General features: G+C 43.0%; 20 protein-coding genes and 1 pseudogene. 12 read left to right on the forward strand and 9 right to left on the reverse strand.

Going from position 1 to position 16,787, the window contains the following annotated elements; all coding sequences use genetic code 11:
- Positions 1–37 precede the first annotated feature (37 nt).
- From HP567_RS19655 to HP567_RS19670, 4 genes are all read right to left on the reverse strand, one after another.
- Positions 38–553, reverse strand: a complete 516-nt coding sequence (locus HP567_RS19655) for an SRPBCC domain-containing protein (RefSeq protein ID WP_173607910.1) — start codon at positions 551–553, stop codon at positions 38–40.
- A gap of 31 nt (positions 554–584) precedes the next feature.
- Positions 585–929 (reverse strand): ArsR/SmtB family transcription factor, encoded by a 345-nt coding sequence (locus HP567_RS19660; protein ID WP_173607911.1) that lies wholly within the window; start codon positions 927–929, stop codon positions 585–587.
- Positions 930–1,102: 173 nt separating this feature from the next.
- Positions 1,103–2,068, reverse strand: a complete 966-nt coding sequence (locus HP567_RS19665; protein ID WP_173607912.1) for an SDR family NAD(P)-dependent oxidoreductase — start codon at positions 2,066–2,068, stop codon at positions 1,103–1,105.
- A gap of 111 nt (positions 2,069–2,179) precedes the next feature.
- On the reverse strand, positions 2,180–2,686 hold the full coding sequence (locus tag HP567_RS19670; RefSeq protein ID WP_173607913.1) for a TetR/AcrR family transcriptional regulator: 507 nt from the start codon (positions 2,684–2,686) through the stop codon (positions 2,180–2,182).
- 236 nt (positions 2,687–2,922) lie between these two features.
- Between HP567_RS19670 and HP567_RS19675 the strand changes: the two genes are divergently transcribed.
- The 3 genes from HP567_RS19675 (at position 2,923) to HP567_RS19685 (ending at position 4,923) form a co-directional block, all read left to right on the forward strand.
- A complete protein-coding gene (locus tag HP567_RS19675) occupies positions 2,923–3,060 on the forward strand; it encodes a hypothetical protein (RefSeq protein WP_173607914.1) in 138 nt (45 codons plus the stop codon).
- A gap of 568 nt (positions 3,061–3,628) precedes the next feature.
- The gene (locus HP567_RS19680; RefSeq protein ID WP_083261501.1) at positions 3,629–3,715 is read left to right on the forward strand and encodes a YjcZ family sporulation protein; all 87 of its coding nucleotides are present in this window, start codon (positions 3,629–3,631) and stop codon (positions 3,713–3,715) included.
- Positions 3,716–4,518: 803 nt separating this feature from the next.
- On the forward strand, positions 4,519–4,923 hold the full coding sequence (locus tag HP567_RS19685; protein WP_173607915.1) for a hypothetical protein: 405 nt from the start codon (positions 4,519–4,521) through the stop codon (positions 4,921–4,923).
- Positions 4,924–5,518: 595 nt separating this feature from the next.
- On the opposite strand, the gene HP567_RS19690 is transcribed toward HP567_RS19685, so the two are convergent.
- The gene (locus tag HP567_RS19690) at positions 5,519–6,466 is read right to left on the reverse strand and encodes an ABC transporter substrate-binding protein (RefSeq protein WP_173607916.1); all 948 of its coding nucleotides are present in this window, start codon (positions 6,464–6,466) and stop codon (positions 5,519–5,521) included.
- Positions 6,467–6,807: 341 nt separating this feature from the next.
- Here HP567_RS19690 and HP567_RS19695 point away from each other — a divergent pair, with 341 nt between their 5' ends.
- The 3 genes from HP567_RS19695 (at position 6,808) to HP567_RS19705 (ending at position 9,111) form a co-directional block, all read left to right on the forward strand.
- Positions 6,808–7,446: a flavin reductase family protein gene (locus HP567_RS19695; RefSeq protein WP_173607917.1), complete on the forward strand. Its 639-nt coding sequence runs from the start codon at positions 6,808–6,810 to the stop codon at positions 7,444–7,446.
- 307 nt (positions 7,447–7,753) lie between these two features.
- On the forward strand, positions 7,754–8,038 hold the full coding sequence (locus HP567_RS19700; protein WP_229088084.1) for a GNAT family N-acetyltransferase: 285 nt from the start codon (positions 7,754–7,756) through the stop codon (positions 8,036–8,038).
- Positions 8,039–8,313: 275 nt separating this feature from the next.
- Positions 8,314–9,111, forward strand: coding sequence for a putative protein N(5)-glutamine methyltransferase (locus HP567_RS19705; RefSeq protein WP_173607918.1), 798 nt, complete (start codon positions 8,314–8,316; stop codon positions 9,109–9,111).
- A 715-nt stretch (positions 9,112–9,826) separates the two neighbouring features.
- On the opposite strand, the gene HP567_RS19710 is transcribed toward HP567_RS19705, so the two are convergent.
- The gene (locus HP567_RS19710) at positions 9,827–10,204 is read right to left on the reverse strand and encodes a PH domain-containing protein (RefSeq protein WP_173607919.1); all 378 of its coding nucleotides are present in this window, start codon (positions 10,202–10,204) and stop codon (positions 9,827–9,829) included.
- A 96-nt stretch (positions 10,205–10,300) separates the two neighbouring features.
- Between HP567_RS19710 and HP567_RS19715 the strand changes: the two genes are divergently transcribed.
- Complete coding sequence (locus HP567_RS19715; RefSeq protein WP_173608369.1) at positions 10,301–10,630, forward strand: DUF1259 domain-containing protein; 330 nt, start codon at positions 10,301–10,303, stop codon at positions 10,628–10,630.
- A gap of 852 nt (positions 10,631–11,482) precedes the next feature.
- Positions 11,483–12,307, forward strand: coding sequence for a DUF6492 family protein (locus HP567_RS19720; protein WP_173607920.1), 825 nt, complete (start codon positions 11,483–11,485; stop codon positions 12,305–12,307).
- 422 nt (positions 12,308–12,729) lie between these two features.
- Here HP567_RS19720 and HP567_RS19725 read toward each other — a convergent pair.
- Together HP567_RS19725 and HP567_RS19730 are read right to left on the reverse strand one after the other, a co-directional pair.
- Positions 12,730–13,550: pseudogene (locus HP567_RS19725) on the reverse strand (serine hydrolase domain-containing protein).
- Positions 13,551–14,015: 465 nt separating this feature from the next.
- Complete coding sequence (locus tag HP567_RS19730; protein WP_173607921.1) at positions 14,016–14,582, reverse strand: DUF4062 domain-containing protein; 567 nt, start codon at positions 14,580–14,582, stop codon at positions 14,016–14,018.
- Between the two features lie 249 nt (positions 14,583–14,831).
- On the opposite strand from HP567_RS19730, the gene HP567_RS19735 reads away from it, so the two are divergent.
- The gene (locus HP567_RS19735; RefSeq protein ID WP_173607922.1) at positions 14,832–15,050 is read left to right on the forward strand and encodes a hypothetical protein; all 219 of its coding nucleotides are present in this window, start codon (positions 14,832–14,834) and stop codon (positions 15,048–15,050) included.
- A 79-nt stretch (positions 15,051–15,129) separates the two neighbouring features.
- A complete protein-coding gene (locus tag HP567_RS19740) occupies positions 15,130–15,339 on the forward strand; it encodes a hypothetical protein (protein WP_173607923.1) in 210 nt (69 codons plus the stop codon).
- Between the two features lie 153 nt (positions 15,340–15,492).
- On the opposite strand, the gene HP567_RS30035 is transcribed toward HP567_RS19740, so the two are convergent.
- Entirely contained in the window at positions 15,493–15,609 is a 117-nt protein-coding gene (locus tag HP567_RS30035) for a hypothetical protein (RefSeq protein WP_173608370.1), read from the reverse strand.
- Positions 15,610–15,968: 359 nt separating this feature from the next.
- On the opposite strand from HP567_RS30035, the gene arsR reads away from it, so the two are divergent.
- Positions 15,969–16,283: an arsenical resistance operon transcriptional regulator ArsR gene (arsR, locus tag HP567_RS19745; protein ID WP_217366852.1), complete on the forward strand. Its 315-nt coding sequence runs from the start codon at positions 15,969–15,971 to the stop codon at positions 16,281–16,283.
- A gap of 64 nt (positions 16,284–16,347) precedes the next feature.
- Positions 16,348–16,785 (forward strand): ArsI/CadI family heavy metal resistance metalloenzyme, encoded by a 438-nt coding sequence (locus HP567_RS19750; protein ID WP_173607924.1) that lies wholly within the window; start codon positions 16,348–16,350, stop codon positions 16,783–16,785.
- Positions 16,786–16,787: the final 2 nt, after the last annotated feature.

Below are 16,787 nucleotides of genomic sequence, written 5' to 3' on the forward strand. Positions count from 1 at the left end.
CCGTCTGGTCCATGCCAGGCGGCCTTTCCTATGTTCCTTACTTGATCTCGGTGAGACTTTCTTCCAAACGATCCCATGTTTGGGTGATGCCCTCTAGCATGCCCATGTCCATAACAGTTTTGAGAGCTTCCGCAGATACATACTCAGAACGGTTGACCAGCTTCGTCTTGCCACCCAAATCGATGAATTCCATCATAACCTCTGTCGAAGGCATGGCATCATTTATGTTGCCTTCTGCATCTGAAAAGTAATCGGTATAGACAATTTTCTCTGGCTCAACAATCTCCTTATAAACGCCTTTGCCCCAAGATTCCATTCCGTAAAAATCACCTTGGTTCTTATCGACACACTTCATGCAGTAGTGCCAAACACCGCCTGGTCGGAAATCAACATGACAAACCGGGAGTTCCCAGCCTTTCGGTCCCCACCAACGCTTGAGATGCTCAGGCTCCTTAAACATCTTGAACACCAGATCTCTAGGCGCGTCGAATACACGCTCCAGTACCAGCACCCGGTCGTTCTCTACCCTTGAAATCATTGCGTTTCTTGTCATAGTAATTCCTCCTCATTCATTAGAATGGATCTCAATCATTTTCTTTGTTTTGCAGTTCCCGCAAATAGTCTTCCAGATTATCGAATCTCTCTTCCATAACACGCTGGAATGACTTCACCCAAGAATCCAGCGCTCGGAAGGGCTCGGGCCTGAGTTTGTAAAATCGGCGATTGGCTTCGGCCTTCACATCCACGATACCGTTGTCACTAAGCACCTTCAAATGCTTCGAGGCTTGGGGCTGGCGAAGCCCCAGTTGGTCAGCGATTTCCCCTACAGTCAGAGGGCCCTCGCGCAAAAGTTCGACGATTTTCATACGATTTGGTTCAGCCAAAGCACTCAGCGTCGCCATGTCCATGCCCGGATTCATCCCTGACATGTCACTCACCTCGTTACATGATGGATTCTACGTTCATCTCATCCCCTTCAGCGTTATTGTGATCGCCTTGTTAGGTAAAATATACACCGAAGGGAATATTCCTGTAAAGGAATATTTTAAGGGATTTCACAGGTTATTTCATTAGTGATTAATCAATCACAAACGGTCAACATTTATTTGATGGAAGCACGATTCTGCAAATGCTGGATCGTTGCTGTTATTCCCTCCTCGAAATTCGTCGCTGGAATCGGTCCAATCAGCCGTTGATATTTTTCTCCGCTAAGGATCAAAGGTTTTTCAGTTAAGTACAGCATCTCGACAACCTCCTTCATCACCGGGACGAACAGCCCTAACAAAGACAAACCAATTTTCCCAAGTGGAATGACAGGTTTTGCGGTGCCACTTGCTTTTTGGGCGATTCGGACAATATCTCGACCGGAAAGGATGCCTCCACCTGGGATGTGCCAATTTTGTCCATAAGCAAACTCACGGCAGGCCAACTCTACGATCATCTTCGCCGCATCCGGTAAGTAAACAAACTCGCGAGGAACATGCATGCTCCCAATGAAAAGACCCGGTTTTCCAGCCGCAATAGCCTCAAGTGTGGAACCTAAATACGATGCTTGATTAGCAGTGGGTCCATAATAATCCGGTAATCTGACAATCATCGTTCGCGCATGATCCCACCGACTGCTAAACAGCATCTGTTCAAATGCCAACCTGATTTTTCCTTTCTTCGTATGCGGTTGCTTTGGATGCTCCTCCGTCACTGGTTCCATCTGCTTTCTCCCGTATGGATAAATGCCGTCTACTGCTACAACCTTCAAACCTCTCTTGTTTGCGGCTTCCATGATCGCTTCGCCAAGTGGGATCAGCTTATTCACCATCTCGTGGTAAGGGACGTTTGCACAATGGAAGAGTACATCCGCTCCTTCCGATGCAGCTACGATGTCTTGAGACCGGAATGCATCTCCGACGGCCAGTGACAAATGTACTGGATTCCCCAGGTCTGACGCCATTTGTTCTAGCTTTTGTCGAGATCGCCCAAAAGCAATCGTTTCAATCCCTCGATTGATGAGCTCTTCCAAAATTGCGGCTCCCGTTCCGCCTGTTGCCCCGACTACAATCGCTTTTTTCATTCGGATCATCTCCACTCGTTTTATTTTGTGATTGATCAATCACTAACTAATTTGAACTATAACGCTTTAGTTAGTGATTAGTCAATAACTAATTCTCGCAATTTTTCTCAGCTACACCTCCATCAATTCTGGCATGTCCAAAGCCACTGAAATGTTACACAGCATTCCTCTTGCCAGGAAAATAAGCGTTCTCTCTTCCGGATTCGCGATGCCCGCTTTGCGAAAAGCTGTTAGGACAATCTGACGAACCTCCCGAAATGCTTCGCGCATTGCCTCACGAATCAAAGGCTCTTGAATCGTCTGAGCCTGCATTTGAAGCAGTATTTCATTTTGATGGGATGCCAAAATCTTTTCATATGTCTTGATTAAATCTGTTTCCAACTGCTCTTTGGATGCGGACTCCACAACGAGACGGAAAGAGTCAATGATCCGTTCCCATGACGCCTCTAATGCTGCCAGTAACAACGCTTCCTTCGATGCAAAAAACTTGAAAATATACGGCTGGGAAATCTTTGCACGCTCTGCAACCTGCGCTGTCGTTGCCCGAAAATATCCGATTTCAGCAAAAACCTCAATGGCCGCAGAAATGATTTCCGTTTTACGATTGACTGACGTCATTGCAGGATCGCCTCCCTTTTAGTGATTCATCAATAATATCTGATTATACGTCAGTTTGTGATGGGTTTCAAATGACTTATATCACTCAACAAACTTCGCGATTGATGATGGACGTGGCAGGTCCCCTCTGCAGATGGGATTAACTGTGTCCTTTTCATCTACTCCATTTATTCAGAATATATGTTGTTCCCAAGCGTATACTTTTTTGGAAGGCAAACTAATGAGGGGGAAGATTTATGAAAAAATTTACTCTGTTTGGTATTGCTGCTGCATTATTTCTAGCGCTTTCATTTCCTGGTGTTAGCAGCGCAAAAGAACAACGTGTACCATGTGAAGCTGACGGGTATTGCGGATGGCCGACCTATAGCGTTTAACACCAACCATTCCAATGAAGTTGGAAAGAACCAACGATAATTCCTGTATAAAACGACGACTGCCAACACAATTGCAAACGATCTTGGCGACAAAGGTGCTAAGGGATATTAATAGGTTCGTAATTTCTACTTTGTATTATTAATCAAACATCATCTACCGACTGATAAACTATCGGTATGATGTTTTTCTTTTTTTGGATTCATTGTAAGTCCACTTTAGTGGTAAAAGAACTGGTTTCATTTGCATTTTCTATTGAATCGTTTTCTTTCTGTTCCTCGTTTTCATATACAAATGTATGTAGCAGGGAGAAGAAAGTATGAAAGACCTTATGAAAATGATGAGTACTTGATAGAGCAAGAAGGTTGTCCCAAATGCCATGAATGTGGCTAGGGGATAGCCTTTTTTTTGGTCGTATATCCCCTGCTGATTTAACATTTTTGAGCGCTTGGACATGGCTGGAACATGCCCAAATTTTTTACTTACTGTGGTATCGCCCTTACATAGCTCCTCAATTTGCATAGCTTGAGTTTGAGGTTCTTCCTCATACTTTTCAAAGGGGTGATATCGATGGGATTCTTTGACGACAATTTTGCTTTGGTCTTGGTTCTTTTCGTTTTATTAACAATTGTTGCTTGCAGCTGTGATGATTGTTAATATCTGTCCAATGTGATGGGCGGCTAGGCTGCCCTCTTTCTCCCTCTATGACATCTCGGAGCTTTGAGCCCTTCTTTTGTCCAATCCTCCCACGTTACGCTTTGGTAGAAGGAGTGTAGTATGGTGGAGAGGTTAGATTAGGACGCCCTGTCCTACGACAAAACTTTTTCTTTGGTATTTCATTCACTTACCATTTCAACAAAAGAGCCGCCCGGTTCTTTCTCCGAGCGGCTAAATGTCTTCATGTGAGGAATTTTGTTCCAACTACATACTTCAGAGTAGTATTTCTTTTACGCTTTCCACTTCCGTCGTCATCATAATAAAGGGGGTCCGGTTGTTTACGAATGAGGCCGTTTCTTTGAATCTCGTTTTTGTATAAGCCTATCCCCTTCCCTTTCAGATCCGGTTTCATTCCGAGCCCGATATCGAATATTCCTGCGGATATTTCCAAATTGCGACTTGCTTTGCATCTGTCATTATCATCAAATGAAAGTTCATTATCCCCCTCCATCTCCATAAACCACTGAAACTCACTTTTTGCTTCCTATAAGACCATCCCCCTGTTTTTCGCATCGTGAATATTGCCAATGACCGTGATCGTTGCGATTAATTTTTATACGATGCTTCCTGTAAGCTCACCTGCTAGGTGGATTGAACTGTAGGCATTTGCCTTAGCAAAATTTATTCTGGGTGGATTTTCATAACAATGTAAATATTTACCATTTGATTTGATTTGAGTATAATTACCTTTAGCTTATGTATTTAGAATTTGGTCAGAATTGATTAAAAGGAGTGTACTAGGTATGAAAAAACAGCTTCTCTCTATTTCGATGTTCGCTTTACTCCTCTCTTGCGCACCTGCATATGCCTCCGCTTCTACCAATGCTCATGTACAAGGTGGACCAAACACAGTCACCGTTGAGCAACAAACGCAAGCAGAATCATTCACCAAATATTACTACCTTACTCCTGGGCAGTTAAGTCCAAAAGAAGCGATTTATCTAAAAAAAGGGCAGGAACTCCGTATCGGTGCAAAAGGTAGCTTTGCTTATTACACAGTTTATAATGCTCAAAATAAACAGATTTGGAGCGGCACAACAGGTATCATTATTAAGGCTGATGCGGACGGGTATCACTACGTACAATTTCAAGCGCCCTATTCTTATCAGGATCAAAATGTAATCGTCGCTACTTATACGATTCAGTAAAACATGCCCTGGTGACGTTCCTGAATGCTAATCCACATACATTTTCGATACATGGGGTACATTTGACCAATCAAATGGACACTTGTATTCGTACACTATCTTAGATCGTCATCAAGAGGTGATATCACTTGAAAAAGAGAAAATCTAGGTCTAAGCGATTCACGAAAGTAAATGGTCAATTGGTTGAATTTCTTCCTAGTTTTCAAGAATGTATGAACGAATGTAGACGTGTAAGTCCGCCTCATGAAGATTGTGAAACGCTATGTCTTCCATATCTTGACTCAAGAAGAGTACGATTGGATGAAGAGTGTTACGATCGTTGCCGCCGTTGGAGATCTCACGGGATTTGTGATCACATTTGTCAGGTGCCCTATTGAGCACGAGGTTTGGCGTACCCGACTTTTTTGTCCCAATCTCCCATCATACGCTCTAAGAAAATAGCGTGCTGTTTTGTGGATAGGTCGTTTTTCCTGTTTACGTCTTGTTTCGTGGGTGCCGTCTGGATGACCTCTATTTTTTGAACGCACCCACGAAAGAAAAAACCCCTCGTGACAACATGCACAAGGAGTTTCGCTTTTCTGTGTTGATCGCATCGCTATTGCTTTTTCAGCAACATGCTTCCAATTTCCTCTAAGAGCATTTCCTTTCCAATTGGGCCAAAGGCTTTGATGTTGAATGTTTCATTGCTTACCTCATAGAGATGGCCTTGTTGAACTGCCTTGTTGCTTTTCCATACTGGGCTCTTTTTCAGTTCTGCGTATACATCATCCGCTTTTCCGCCGAAATTGACGAGGAACATATGGTCTGGCTGAAAATTCGTCAGTCCCTCCAGTTCGATCATTTCCATTGTTTTATCAGCAGGTGTTCCGGCTGCTGGCTTCAGGCCGAGATCAGTGAACAAGATATCTGCATATCCATAATTCCCGTACACGCGGAACAATTTTGGCGTTACGGCCAGGAACATAAAAGTCTCGTCGCCGTAAGCTTGCTTAAGTTGCTCGTGCATTCCTTTCGTCTTCTCGTCATACCCAGCCAGCCATTTGTTCACGTCCTCTTCTTGTCCAAACAGGCGACCGATTTCTTTAAACTTATCACGCCATTTGTCCATGTCTGTCTCCAGAACGACCGTCGGCGCAATTTTGGACAGTTGCTCGTACACCTTTTGCTGGCGGTTATTCATAATAATCAGGTCTGGCTTTGTTTCTACCACAGCTTCGAGATTAATGGAGTCATCCCACATCCAGCCAACTGGTTTTACATCTGTCAGCTTATCCGCAACGTGGGACATGATTTTTGTTTTGTATGTATTGGCCGTAGCAACCGGCTTGTGTCCCAAAATTAAAAGCTCCTCCGCTGCTCCCGATACGTCTGCAATTCGCTTTGGCTCCGCAGGGATCGTCACTTCCCCCATCAAATGCTTGACTACGCGTGTCTCAGGCTTTTTCGGTGCTTCCGAAGCCGTTTGGCTGCTTCCACAACCCGCGGATACGGCAGTAACTACGGCGACCAAGCAGGCCAGTACAATTCGTGTTCCTTTTTTCATGTGCTCATTTCTCCTTGTCACGTGATGTTTGGTGTGAGGTATTATTTGATAATGATTATCATTATAAGTGACAGAAAAGATAATCACATATTTGAGCTCTCATGTCAATGATTTTTATATTTTTTGTGTATATATAAAAAATGAGTTTATCGTCTTGGTTCATGAATGCGAGTTGTGCTTGATGTACGTCCCCTTCCTCCCCTTCTCATCAGCAATGTAGTGCAAAGTTCACTCGAAATGAAATAGCAAAATAACGAAATGGATAGTGATTATAATTTGAACTAGGTCTCATATCTGAGGCGATGGAAAACTTTTCTTTTCGAAGTGGAGGGAGCGCGATTATGCATAAGGTAGTTGAGCCAAAAATTCTTTACTTTGGGACGCCGGTTGTACTCATCAGCACTTTAAATGAGGACAATTCTGTCAACCTGGCCCCCATGTCTTCTGCCTGGTGGCTGAATCAATCATGTATGCTTGGAATGAGTAGTTCATCTCAAACCGTTGCCAATTTGTTGCGCGAACGCGAATGTGTTTTAAATCTTCCTTCGTCCGATCTTGCTCATGCGGTAGACCGTCTAGCTCTGCTTACTGGGCGAAATCCTGTCCCAGAGCGCAAGGCTAATGTGGGATACCAATTTGAACCGGATAAATTCGGAACAGCTAGGCTCACCCCCCAAGATTCAGACCTGATTCGGCCTCCACGCGTTGCTGAGTGCCCAGTTCAATTGGAGGCACGATTAGAGCAGGTCCATAATTTTGAATTGCCCAGTTCTTTAAAAGCTATTGAAGTAAAGATCGTACGCGTTCACATTGATGAACAAATCCTAATGACTGGCGAGAAGAACTACATCGATCCTGAGAAGTGGAGCCCACTGATTATGAACTTCTGTGAGTTTTTTGGCCTTAGCACCAAGCTGCACCCGTCAAGATTAGCACCAGTTTTTGGTCCATCTCCAAGTTCTGTTAGCAAATCGAATTAAACATCACTAGGGTGCTATTGAGCGCCCTTGAATCAAGCTATCAAAAGAAATGAATAAACGTTGAGGTTTCGCTATATATAAGCAGTCTTCGCCTTGATCCTCTAGAAATCAGCTCACCTGTTCCAAGTCAACCATTAGTCTCATGTCTCAAAACGAGTGATATTAAAATCAGAATAAGCTATTTTGATAGAATGGAGCGAAAGTAATGCATGCTGTATTAATCAACCTCCCCATTCATAATAATGAAGTACCAGACTTAAGAGAGTTAGTTGGTTGGGAGAGACGAGATTGAGATTTCCCAACGTTATTGGAAAGATGCAATTACTGGGCAGGACTCCGGGATGAAAACGGAACACTCATTGCCTTCGGGTATGTTTGTGGTACTGGATTACTACATGGGTATATGGAAGATTTAATTGTGCATCCAGATCATCAAAAGCAAGGGGTTGGTGTAGCCTTAGTAAAAAAACTGTTAGAGGAAGCAGAACGTACTGGCTTAGGTATTGTAACGGTAACCTATGCCTCCGAACATACTGAGTTTTATAAAAAAGGTGGTTTTACTGCTTGCCCTGGTGGACTCTGGAGGAAATAGCGTAATAAATATCAACTTCGTCCACCTTTTCTAAAGTGAAGCATCAGGAGCCAGCAATCGGCTCCTCTTTCTATATGAGCACTTATCAATTTCATTTTTTAAATAGAGTTGTTTCGAGTCGTCGCAAGACATATTCGGAATGAAAATTTCTTTCTTCATTCACTCACCCATGCAATTCCTCCCATTTTTCAAATCGTTTGTTGTGTTGCCCCTAAGCATAGAATAAAATCAAATACATAAAATTACATCAATTCTGAAGTGAGGGAAATTAGTATTTGAAAAATGATTGGATTCATGGCGAGCAATTTTTTTCTACCATCGTCACTAAACTTCAGGGAGCTGGGTGTGTTTTCGCTGAAGATGAAGCCAGACTCCTCATCGCCTCGGCAGAAGGTACGGCTGAACTTTCGGACATGGTAGAACAACGGACATCTGGCATGCCTCTCGAACACATTATCGGCTGGGCGGAGTTCTGTGGGCTGCGGATTACGGTGGATAAGGGAGTTTTCGTTCCCAGACAGCGTACAGCATTTCTCGTTAGACAGGCTACCGACCTCATCCGTCAAAAGTCCGTTGTGCTTGACCTATGTTGCGGTTCAGGGGCGGTGGGTGCGGTTCTTGCTCACATAAAACAGATCGAATTGTATGCTACAGACATTGATCCAGCCTCGGTGCAATGCACCCGTCGCAATATTATTACCGCAGACGGTCACGTATACGAAGGAGACTTATTTGAGCCTCTTCCAAAAATACTTACGGGGCGCGTTGACGTCATCGTTGCCAATGCTCCCTACGTTCCCACCAAATCCATCGAATTTCTCCCACCTGAAGCTCGCATGCATGAGGCGAGAATAGCACTCGACGGGGGATCGGATGGGCTTGACGTTCAGAGACGAGTAGTTGCTGCAGCACCACTCTGGCTGGCTCCTGGTGGACACTTACTCGTTGAAACAAGCGAGCGTCAGACACCACAGACAGTCGCTATCTTCACTCGTTGCGGGCTGAAAACACGGGTTACACGGTCTGACGAGCTCGATGCTACCGTCGTAATCGGAACGAAAACGACTCCCTAAAATGGTTTAGGAGTGCACTCCTGTCCACAGGGAGAGCTCAGTGACGATGGTACCGGGGTGTACGGAGAACCCGCTACATGGTGTGGATTGCCCATACGCCTCCCATTTGTTGTAAGAGGCTGCAGATAATTCGAATCTTCGAAATTGAAGTCACTTAGTCTATGAACGCCTGAGTCAAAATGCAGCGGCGAGCAAAAAAGTTTACCATCGCCCTATTTTAAAAAACGGTACAAAAATAGCTGCTCATTCAGGCTAATTTGGTACCGCATGATATTATGTACAAATTAAATGCTGCTTGTCATGTATGGTAAGCAACATCGGGGAAATAAACATGGTGGTCATCTCGATAAAAAAAAGCCCCAACTGCTTTAAGCAAATTGGGACACACAAGAAGTAATACGTGAATAAAAAAGTAGTTATCCATATAGTAGGATATCCGCTCGATATTTACTACAAGTATATATAGGTATGCATACCTTCTCTTGCCAAAAAAAATAGCGCAGACTCATCTGCACAGATTGAGTCACACGCCTTATCCCCAAGAGAGTCTACACTAGATTTCATCTTACATTACTTATATCGGTTTGATTGGGCGGCTATTTCCTGTATAAATATTGGTAAATAGTTTGTAATAATCCCTTACTCATAGATACTCTTCATCATGTCCAAGAATGATGTAGCATAATGATTTGGGCAGTCCCTTTATCAAGCGATACTAATCCAAAATGTAATCGGCCAACACACTCTGTATATGGTAAATATTCAAGTTCTTGTTAAATTGCTTTTGGATCGGTACTGAACTTCCAGAAACCCAAATTTTCAATTCCGCATCCAAATCAAAATTTCCGGCTGTTTCAATGCTAAAATGATTAATACTTTTATAAGGAATGGAATGGTACTCTATCTTTCTACCAGTAATGCCTTGCTTATCAACCAGTATTAACCGCTTGTTGGTGAAGATGAACATATCACGAATTAATTTGTACGCCTTTTCTATTCTCTCATTGTTCGCTAAGATTTGAGCATACTCCTTTTGAACATCTGCAATGTTAACTTCCGAAGCGTTACCCATTAGACCGTCTAAGAAACCCACATTAACGTCCCCCTATTCAACTAATTGATAAATCATATTCTCGAAGCAGCTCAAAATTCCTACTGAATTGGTTACTATAGCCTCAAGGCGGCAGAGATTACCTGGACATTCAGAACAGTTAGGAATATTCCCGTAACCATTTTAAGACGTCCTTCTCGTTCAGCACTAACGGTACCGATGATGTTTTCATTTGAATCAATGGATCAAAATGGGAAGGCGCTTTGTTTGGGGGAAACAGTAATTCTCCCAGAAGAGATTAACCCATTCATTTCTGTTCTTCGCCATTACGATATACTGGTTACTGCCCTTCACAATCACTGGCTTTTTAACAACCCTGGCATCATGTTTATACACTTCGAATCAATAGACGAGCCCGTCCAATTTGCCTATAAAGTTCGTCACGCCCTTTCAGTCCTGAAGCATTAATCTTTACCCCTTTATCGGGTATTTTTACGAATTCTCGTTTCGAAGGTTTTCCTCGTAATCCTAGAAACGCTAAGTCAAGCTTTTTTGATCAACATATATACGTATCGGGATAAATACAGCGAGACGTCCTCATTTGGCCGTCTTTTTGCTTTGACAGGCATTTCGTGCATACTTTACGTTTCAAAGGGCTCACCCTCGGTATTAAGCTCTACTTTTACAAGACTCTCAATACTGGGACAATAAAAGTAGCTTTCTATCTTCTTTTTCTTCATTTATCACATCATGTTCTAAGTCCCGATAGGTAAGAATCCCGATGCTTGGTAATGCTTGCGTTTCCTGACCCAGATAGGCGGATTGACCACAAAAGAATCATCATTTCACCACGTAACCGTAACTAATCCATCCGACATGCCGTTCTACTCGAACGGCTATTTTACTTTGTACACAGAATGAATGAAATCATCCCGATATGAATTTGGCATAGGTCTTTCATGGTCAAAGACCCTTTTGCTTGTTTCCTCTGATTTCATCTCGGCCATCATAGCGCTCCTGGTTTTCTGCCAACTCCATGTGTTCCCGTCTACCTTCAGAGAAACGTATTTATCCAGTCAGTACCATCTGAGTCGGATTGAACTGCCATTGTTATAGATCAACAATTTCGACGAGACAAAGTGAGTGAGGAGTTGCTCCATGACTCAAGTAGGTTTGACAAACACACATTTCGCAGGATTTCCATATCTGTCATATTCCCGCTAAGAAAAAAAATCATATCCTATCTGGAAAGTCGGACACTTTGGCCAACCTTTTCAGACAAATATGCTTGAAACTGCTTAGCGAAAAGGAGTTGAGAAGTTGACACGTTCAGCGAAAAGCACCTTCAACAGCTCTATTAAAATTGATGTCCTGATCCCAGCTATTGAGAAAGATCTTGGCACTCTTCCCTATGTCATTGACAGTATCCGTAAGAAAGTGAAGCATCCGATCGGCAAGATCATGGTTGTATCGCCGCCAAGCAAACGAATCCAAGCCCTTTGCCGGCGTAAAAACTGCACCTTCATCAATGAAAGACGCGTCCTACCGATTACTAAAAAAGACATTCACTACCAAACCAAACGCACCAATCGATCAGGCTGGCTGCTCCAACAATTGTTGAAGCTGGCGGGAGGAAACTTGACCAAGCAAAGGTATTATCTTGTGATTGACGCCGACACCATTCTTATTCGACCTCATGTCTTTCTCGTCAACGGGAAAACCATTTTTTACTGCCGTAACTGGAGTCGTCCCGAGTATTTTCGCACCTATAAGAAATTAATGGGCACCAGACCAACCGCTTCGCGCTCTTTCGTTGCCCACTATATGCTGTTCGACAAATCGAAGCTCTCCCGGCTAAAGTCTAAAATTGAGGCCAGGCATAAGACTAGATGGTATTGGGCGATTATCAAGAAAACAAACAAGCAGAGTTATGCCGGCTTTTCCGAGTTCGAAACTTACGGTAACTTCGTGAAAGCTCACTACCCCGGTCATCTGGTTGTAAGAAGTTCCCTTAACAAAAGCTTATCTTCAAAACCGGCATCACTTACTCGCAAACGAATCATCAGACTGGCCCAGAAATACAGGTCCATCTCCTTTCATAAACGCGGCTGGTATATCCGGAAGAAGAAGAACGTGAGGAAATAAAGAGCTGATGTGTATGCCCACTTCTCAAAGAAAGTTGAATTAGATAACATGGACAAGTTTGAAGCTACATGGAATTTGTGTACTCAGAAAAAAATAGTGGGCAATATTCGAAAGAACTATTCTTCAACTAAGTGCACCCAGGTGGCTATCCAAGCTCCTGGGTGCACTTTGCTTTATAGTAAATGGCCTTTTCTCTCAAGCTTGTTTGTTAACAGAATCGCGAACTCCCCCGCTTCCATCCAAGCATTGCAAAACCAAGTCCTAGACTGCGGCTGGTTTATTGAACTCGTTCTCCGTTAAATTGAACGACCGATTGTACTGCATGATAAATTCTCATCTCAAATTAACTTTGTAAGTGTAATCTGATAGCCATCTAGGGTCTGCATACTCCGAATATTTGTTCAAGATAACCCTCTTACTCTTTACTTAACTCCTCGAATACCCTTGTAGACAGATTCGCACAGCTCTGCTGTAAACCTGCCTGACATTCCTTCAAGCGCCGTATTGGTGAACCCTACAACACTAAGCTCCTCTCTCGGATCAACAAACCATGAGTGACCATAGGTGCCGCCCATCCGCCAAGTTCCCGGCGCTTCCGGTGTATTAGCAGCCGCTGGGTCTTTAAGCAGCGTGAAACCAAGTCCAAAGCCTCTCCCCGGCCAGTAGGGCATTACAAGGTTACCAATTTGATTGGTTGTCATTTTCGTCACAAGAGCCTCCGGCAAAATCGGATTTCCTCCCTGCCGCAAAGCTTCCAGCAGTTTGAGAAATCTTCTGCGCTGCCAATCATGCCAGCTCCCCCGGAAGGATAAGCTGTCTTATCGGTAAACCTGTTTGGGGAAAGGAGGAATCCTGCCGTCCCCTCCACGAATGGAACGGTATCAAAATCGCGCAAGCGCCGGGGCTCTCCAGCGCTGTCTGCGTAAGCCGTAGTCAATCTGTCCGTGTCCACGGCCTTGAAATCCGTGTCCATCATGGAAAGCGGATGAGTTACAAGCATCCGTACAGCTTCACTTAGCGGCATTCCAGTAACCTTTTCGATGACCGCTCCGAGCACGTCTGTTGCTATGGAATACCTCCACATTTTCCCCGGCTCATATAGAAGCGGGACAGAAGCAAGTCTTTGCAGATTCTCTTCAAGTGTAATTCCCGTCAGATCCATGCCGTCCGATACCCCGGCAAGCTCATAAGTTCTCTTTTCTTCCTGGAAGAAACGGTAAGTTAAGCCTGCGTTATGCGTCATCAGATGCCGTTTCCTCAAGACCGAGCAATTCAGGAAGCACAAGCTAAAGCAAAATGGGATGGGTCTTGTAGCAACAGCGTTTCAGGAACGGGTAGAAACAATAAAGATGGGCAGCACGGTTATTGATAAAGATGTGATCGAGTGTGAAGCTGATGCAAACCACGCCGGCGACGCTCCCCCGAAATAATGGAAAAGACCCAACTCCTACGATTAAGGAGTTGGGTCTTTTCGGTTGCAAGTTCCCCTAATCACCAGAGGCATTCTTGCCTGTTTTATTTCTTAATTCAAATAAAACGATTACACATAGATAAGCAAGTGATGAGATTAATCACTCATCGAAACCATCATTGTAGTCTACATATCTTACACGGTAAAACTACAGGGACCATTCGGGGTTCGTTCTTTGTCATTAAAGGAGAACATTAAGCGAAGACAGAAGAAAGGGGCTGATTGCCAGCCCCTCTTTCATTTCTTTTTCTCCAACTCCGCCTTTAATCTTGCATTCTCTTCCAACAGCTTTTGAACGTCCGGGACATCCTTGCCGGAAAACCAGCCATACAAATCGTCTCTTGCTGCATACTCTGGCAATTGATCACGAAGTACCATTTTAATGTGCCGTACATCTTCAACATAGTAGATAGGAATTTGTTCCATGACCGATTGCTTAAACTCTTGAAATTTCTGATAATATTCAATTGCTGCGAAGTCGTAAGGCTTTTGTCTTAATGCTTCATCTGTGACAACAAAAGCAAATCTAGGTTTGCCCGCTTCTCCGGCATACTCATATTCCCATTGCGTATAGCTCTTGGATTCATCAGGAAGTGTTAAACCATAGAATCCTCCGAGAATCAGGATATATACATCGGACTCGTCGATCCATCTCTTCCTAATTTTCATTGGACTTTCCTTGAAAAATTGCTCGACTCCAGCAGGGATATGACCGGCTTGGAGTACGGCTTCAACAGCGGTATGTCTTTCCTCAATAAGATCGTAGTAAGTAGACGATATGTATATTTGTAATTTTTTTCTCATAAGCCCACCCATATTAAGAAATAGTATAAATAAAATCTACCACTCACTCACTTTATTTGTCAAAATTGACTGATGTTTTCATGCAGCAAGGTTGCACCTGTGCCATATGCCACTATAAACAGTTCTAGGCGCTTGAGTCTCCATGCTATTCTCTTCCCCCATGTATAAGCGTAATGTTGTGTTACAACGGGTCTAGAAGGAATTCATTTTTATTTGCTTGGAAAAACTACGTTAGAAAGGAGTGCTTCGATGACTAACCAAAAAGAAACGAAAGATCAAAGCGATAAAAAGGGTATATTTCAGTCAGATGTCGACTACGTCGAGGCGTTGGAACAGTCGCTCCCCGCCGGAGCAAGTGAGGAATTTGGACCAGACATTGGGATTCCGTCGAATTATGAAGCGAACCAATCTGGGACCAAGGTAAGTCTAAGCGGCTTTGAAGTAAGCAAGCATATTGGTAGACTGTAACCCTCGAGATTCGGGGATTTTCTTTCTCACACCAGTATTATAAGCAAGGAATGTAAAAACAGATGAAGGAGTGATTAGAATGACTCAATTCGATGTTGGATTGGTTCACAGGCTAGCTGACCAAATGGAGGGTCTTGCTTCGAATATTAAAAAGCATGTAAACTCCCCAAATGAACTAAGCGAGGACATAAAACAGATGAAGAGTATCCTCAATGGTTTTCAAACGCTAACCAATTCGTCTGAAGATAGTGGAACCTATCCAATTGCAAAGGATAACGATGTAAGATAAGGCGCTAGATTGTAAAGGTAGTTAGAATCCCCATCAGCCATCACTGCACCCGTGAGGCATCAAACTCCTGGGTGCACTTTACTATATGGAATAATTTCTTTCCTTCATGCTTGTTTGTTAACAGGATCGCGGCGCCCTCCAGCTTCCATCCAATCATTTACTGAGTTGAAAGCGAAGTGCTGGTTTTCGTGAACTTAATGATCCGAGTCGAGATGCTGGTAATGTACCTTCGCGTACCATAATGTAGATCGTGTCAGAAGAAATATTCAGGTATTTGCTGCTTCATTAACAGTTAACCACTTTTCAATTGCAGGCTCGTCCCCATCCTTTCTAGTAATCTCCGTATCAACATCTGTACCAACCTATCATCCTCTAATAGTTGCTGAATTATTACTTCGAGAATATCTACGGATTTGTTCAATTATATTCACCTTTTAAAATTATGTAACTGACCTTATCCGCAGTTTATTGGTGGTGGAAAACAGTTCGTTTATTTATCCGATTACATGGATCGATACTAAATGAAAAAAAGCTTACATCAAAAAAAGTTGATTTAATTATTGCATCTTCTTGGTAATCATACATATAATAAATGCATCAAGAAAAATTGATGAATGAGGTCGTAATCCATGAATGACATCAAGCATAATTTGGAGCTATATGAGAAAAAATTCAAAGCTCTCGCCGATCAGAAACGTTTAGAAATTATGTATGAGCTTTGCCAGAGAGGTAAAACATGCGTGTGTGACCTTACCGAGGTTTTTGACATGCCTCAATCAAAGTTATCTTACCATCTCAAAATCTTATTGGACGCTAATCTGATTATGAAAGAGACAAGAGGCACATGGAGTTACTATGATTTAAATGATGGTGAAGTGAATCATCTGTTATCGGAAGAGCTTTGCTGTATTTTCAGGAAAACAGGTAAAGGAAGCTGCTGCTAATTTTTTTTAGACCTTACATCAACTTTTTTTGATTAATAGTTTTTAATTAAAGGAGGATTATGAAATGAAGTATGTACATGTTGGCGTTAACGTTACCACTCTGGAGAAATCTATTGAGTTCTATCAGAAGGTTTTTGGAGTTAATCCTGTAAAGGTAAAACCTGATTATGCTAAGTTCTTGCTTGAAACCCCAGGACTAAATTTCACATTGAATGTTCGGGATACAGTAAGTGGAAATCAGGTTAACCACTTCGGATTCCAGGTTGAAACTGCAAATGAAATCCTAACTCATAAGGAAAGACTAGAAAAAGAAGGCTTTTTCGCTCGGGACGAGATGGATACGACATGTTGTTATGCTGTGCAGGATAAATTTTGGGTTACTGATCCAGACGGTAATGAGTGGGAATTTTTCTACACAAAGTCTGACAGTGACATTCATAAAATCGAATCCACATCCTGCTGCGTAGATTCAAAAACAGAAGCAACCAATTCTTGCTGCTAAGA

This window comes from Brevibacillus sp. M2.1A (genome assembly GCF_013284355.2).
Lineage (GTDB): Bacteria > Bacillota > Bacilli > Brevibacillales > Brevibacillaceae > Brevibacillus.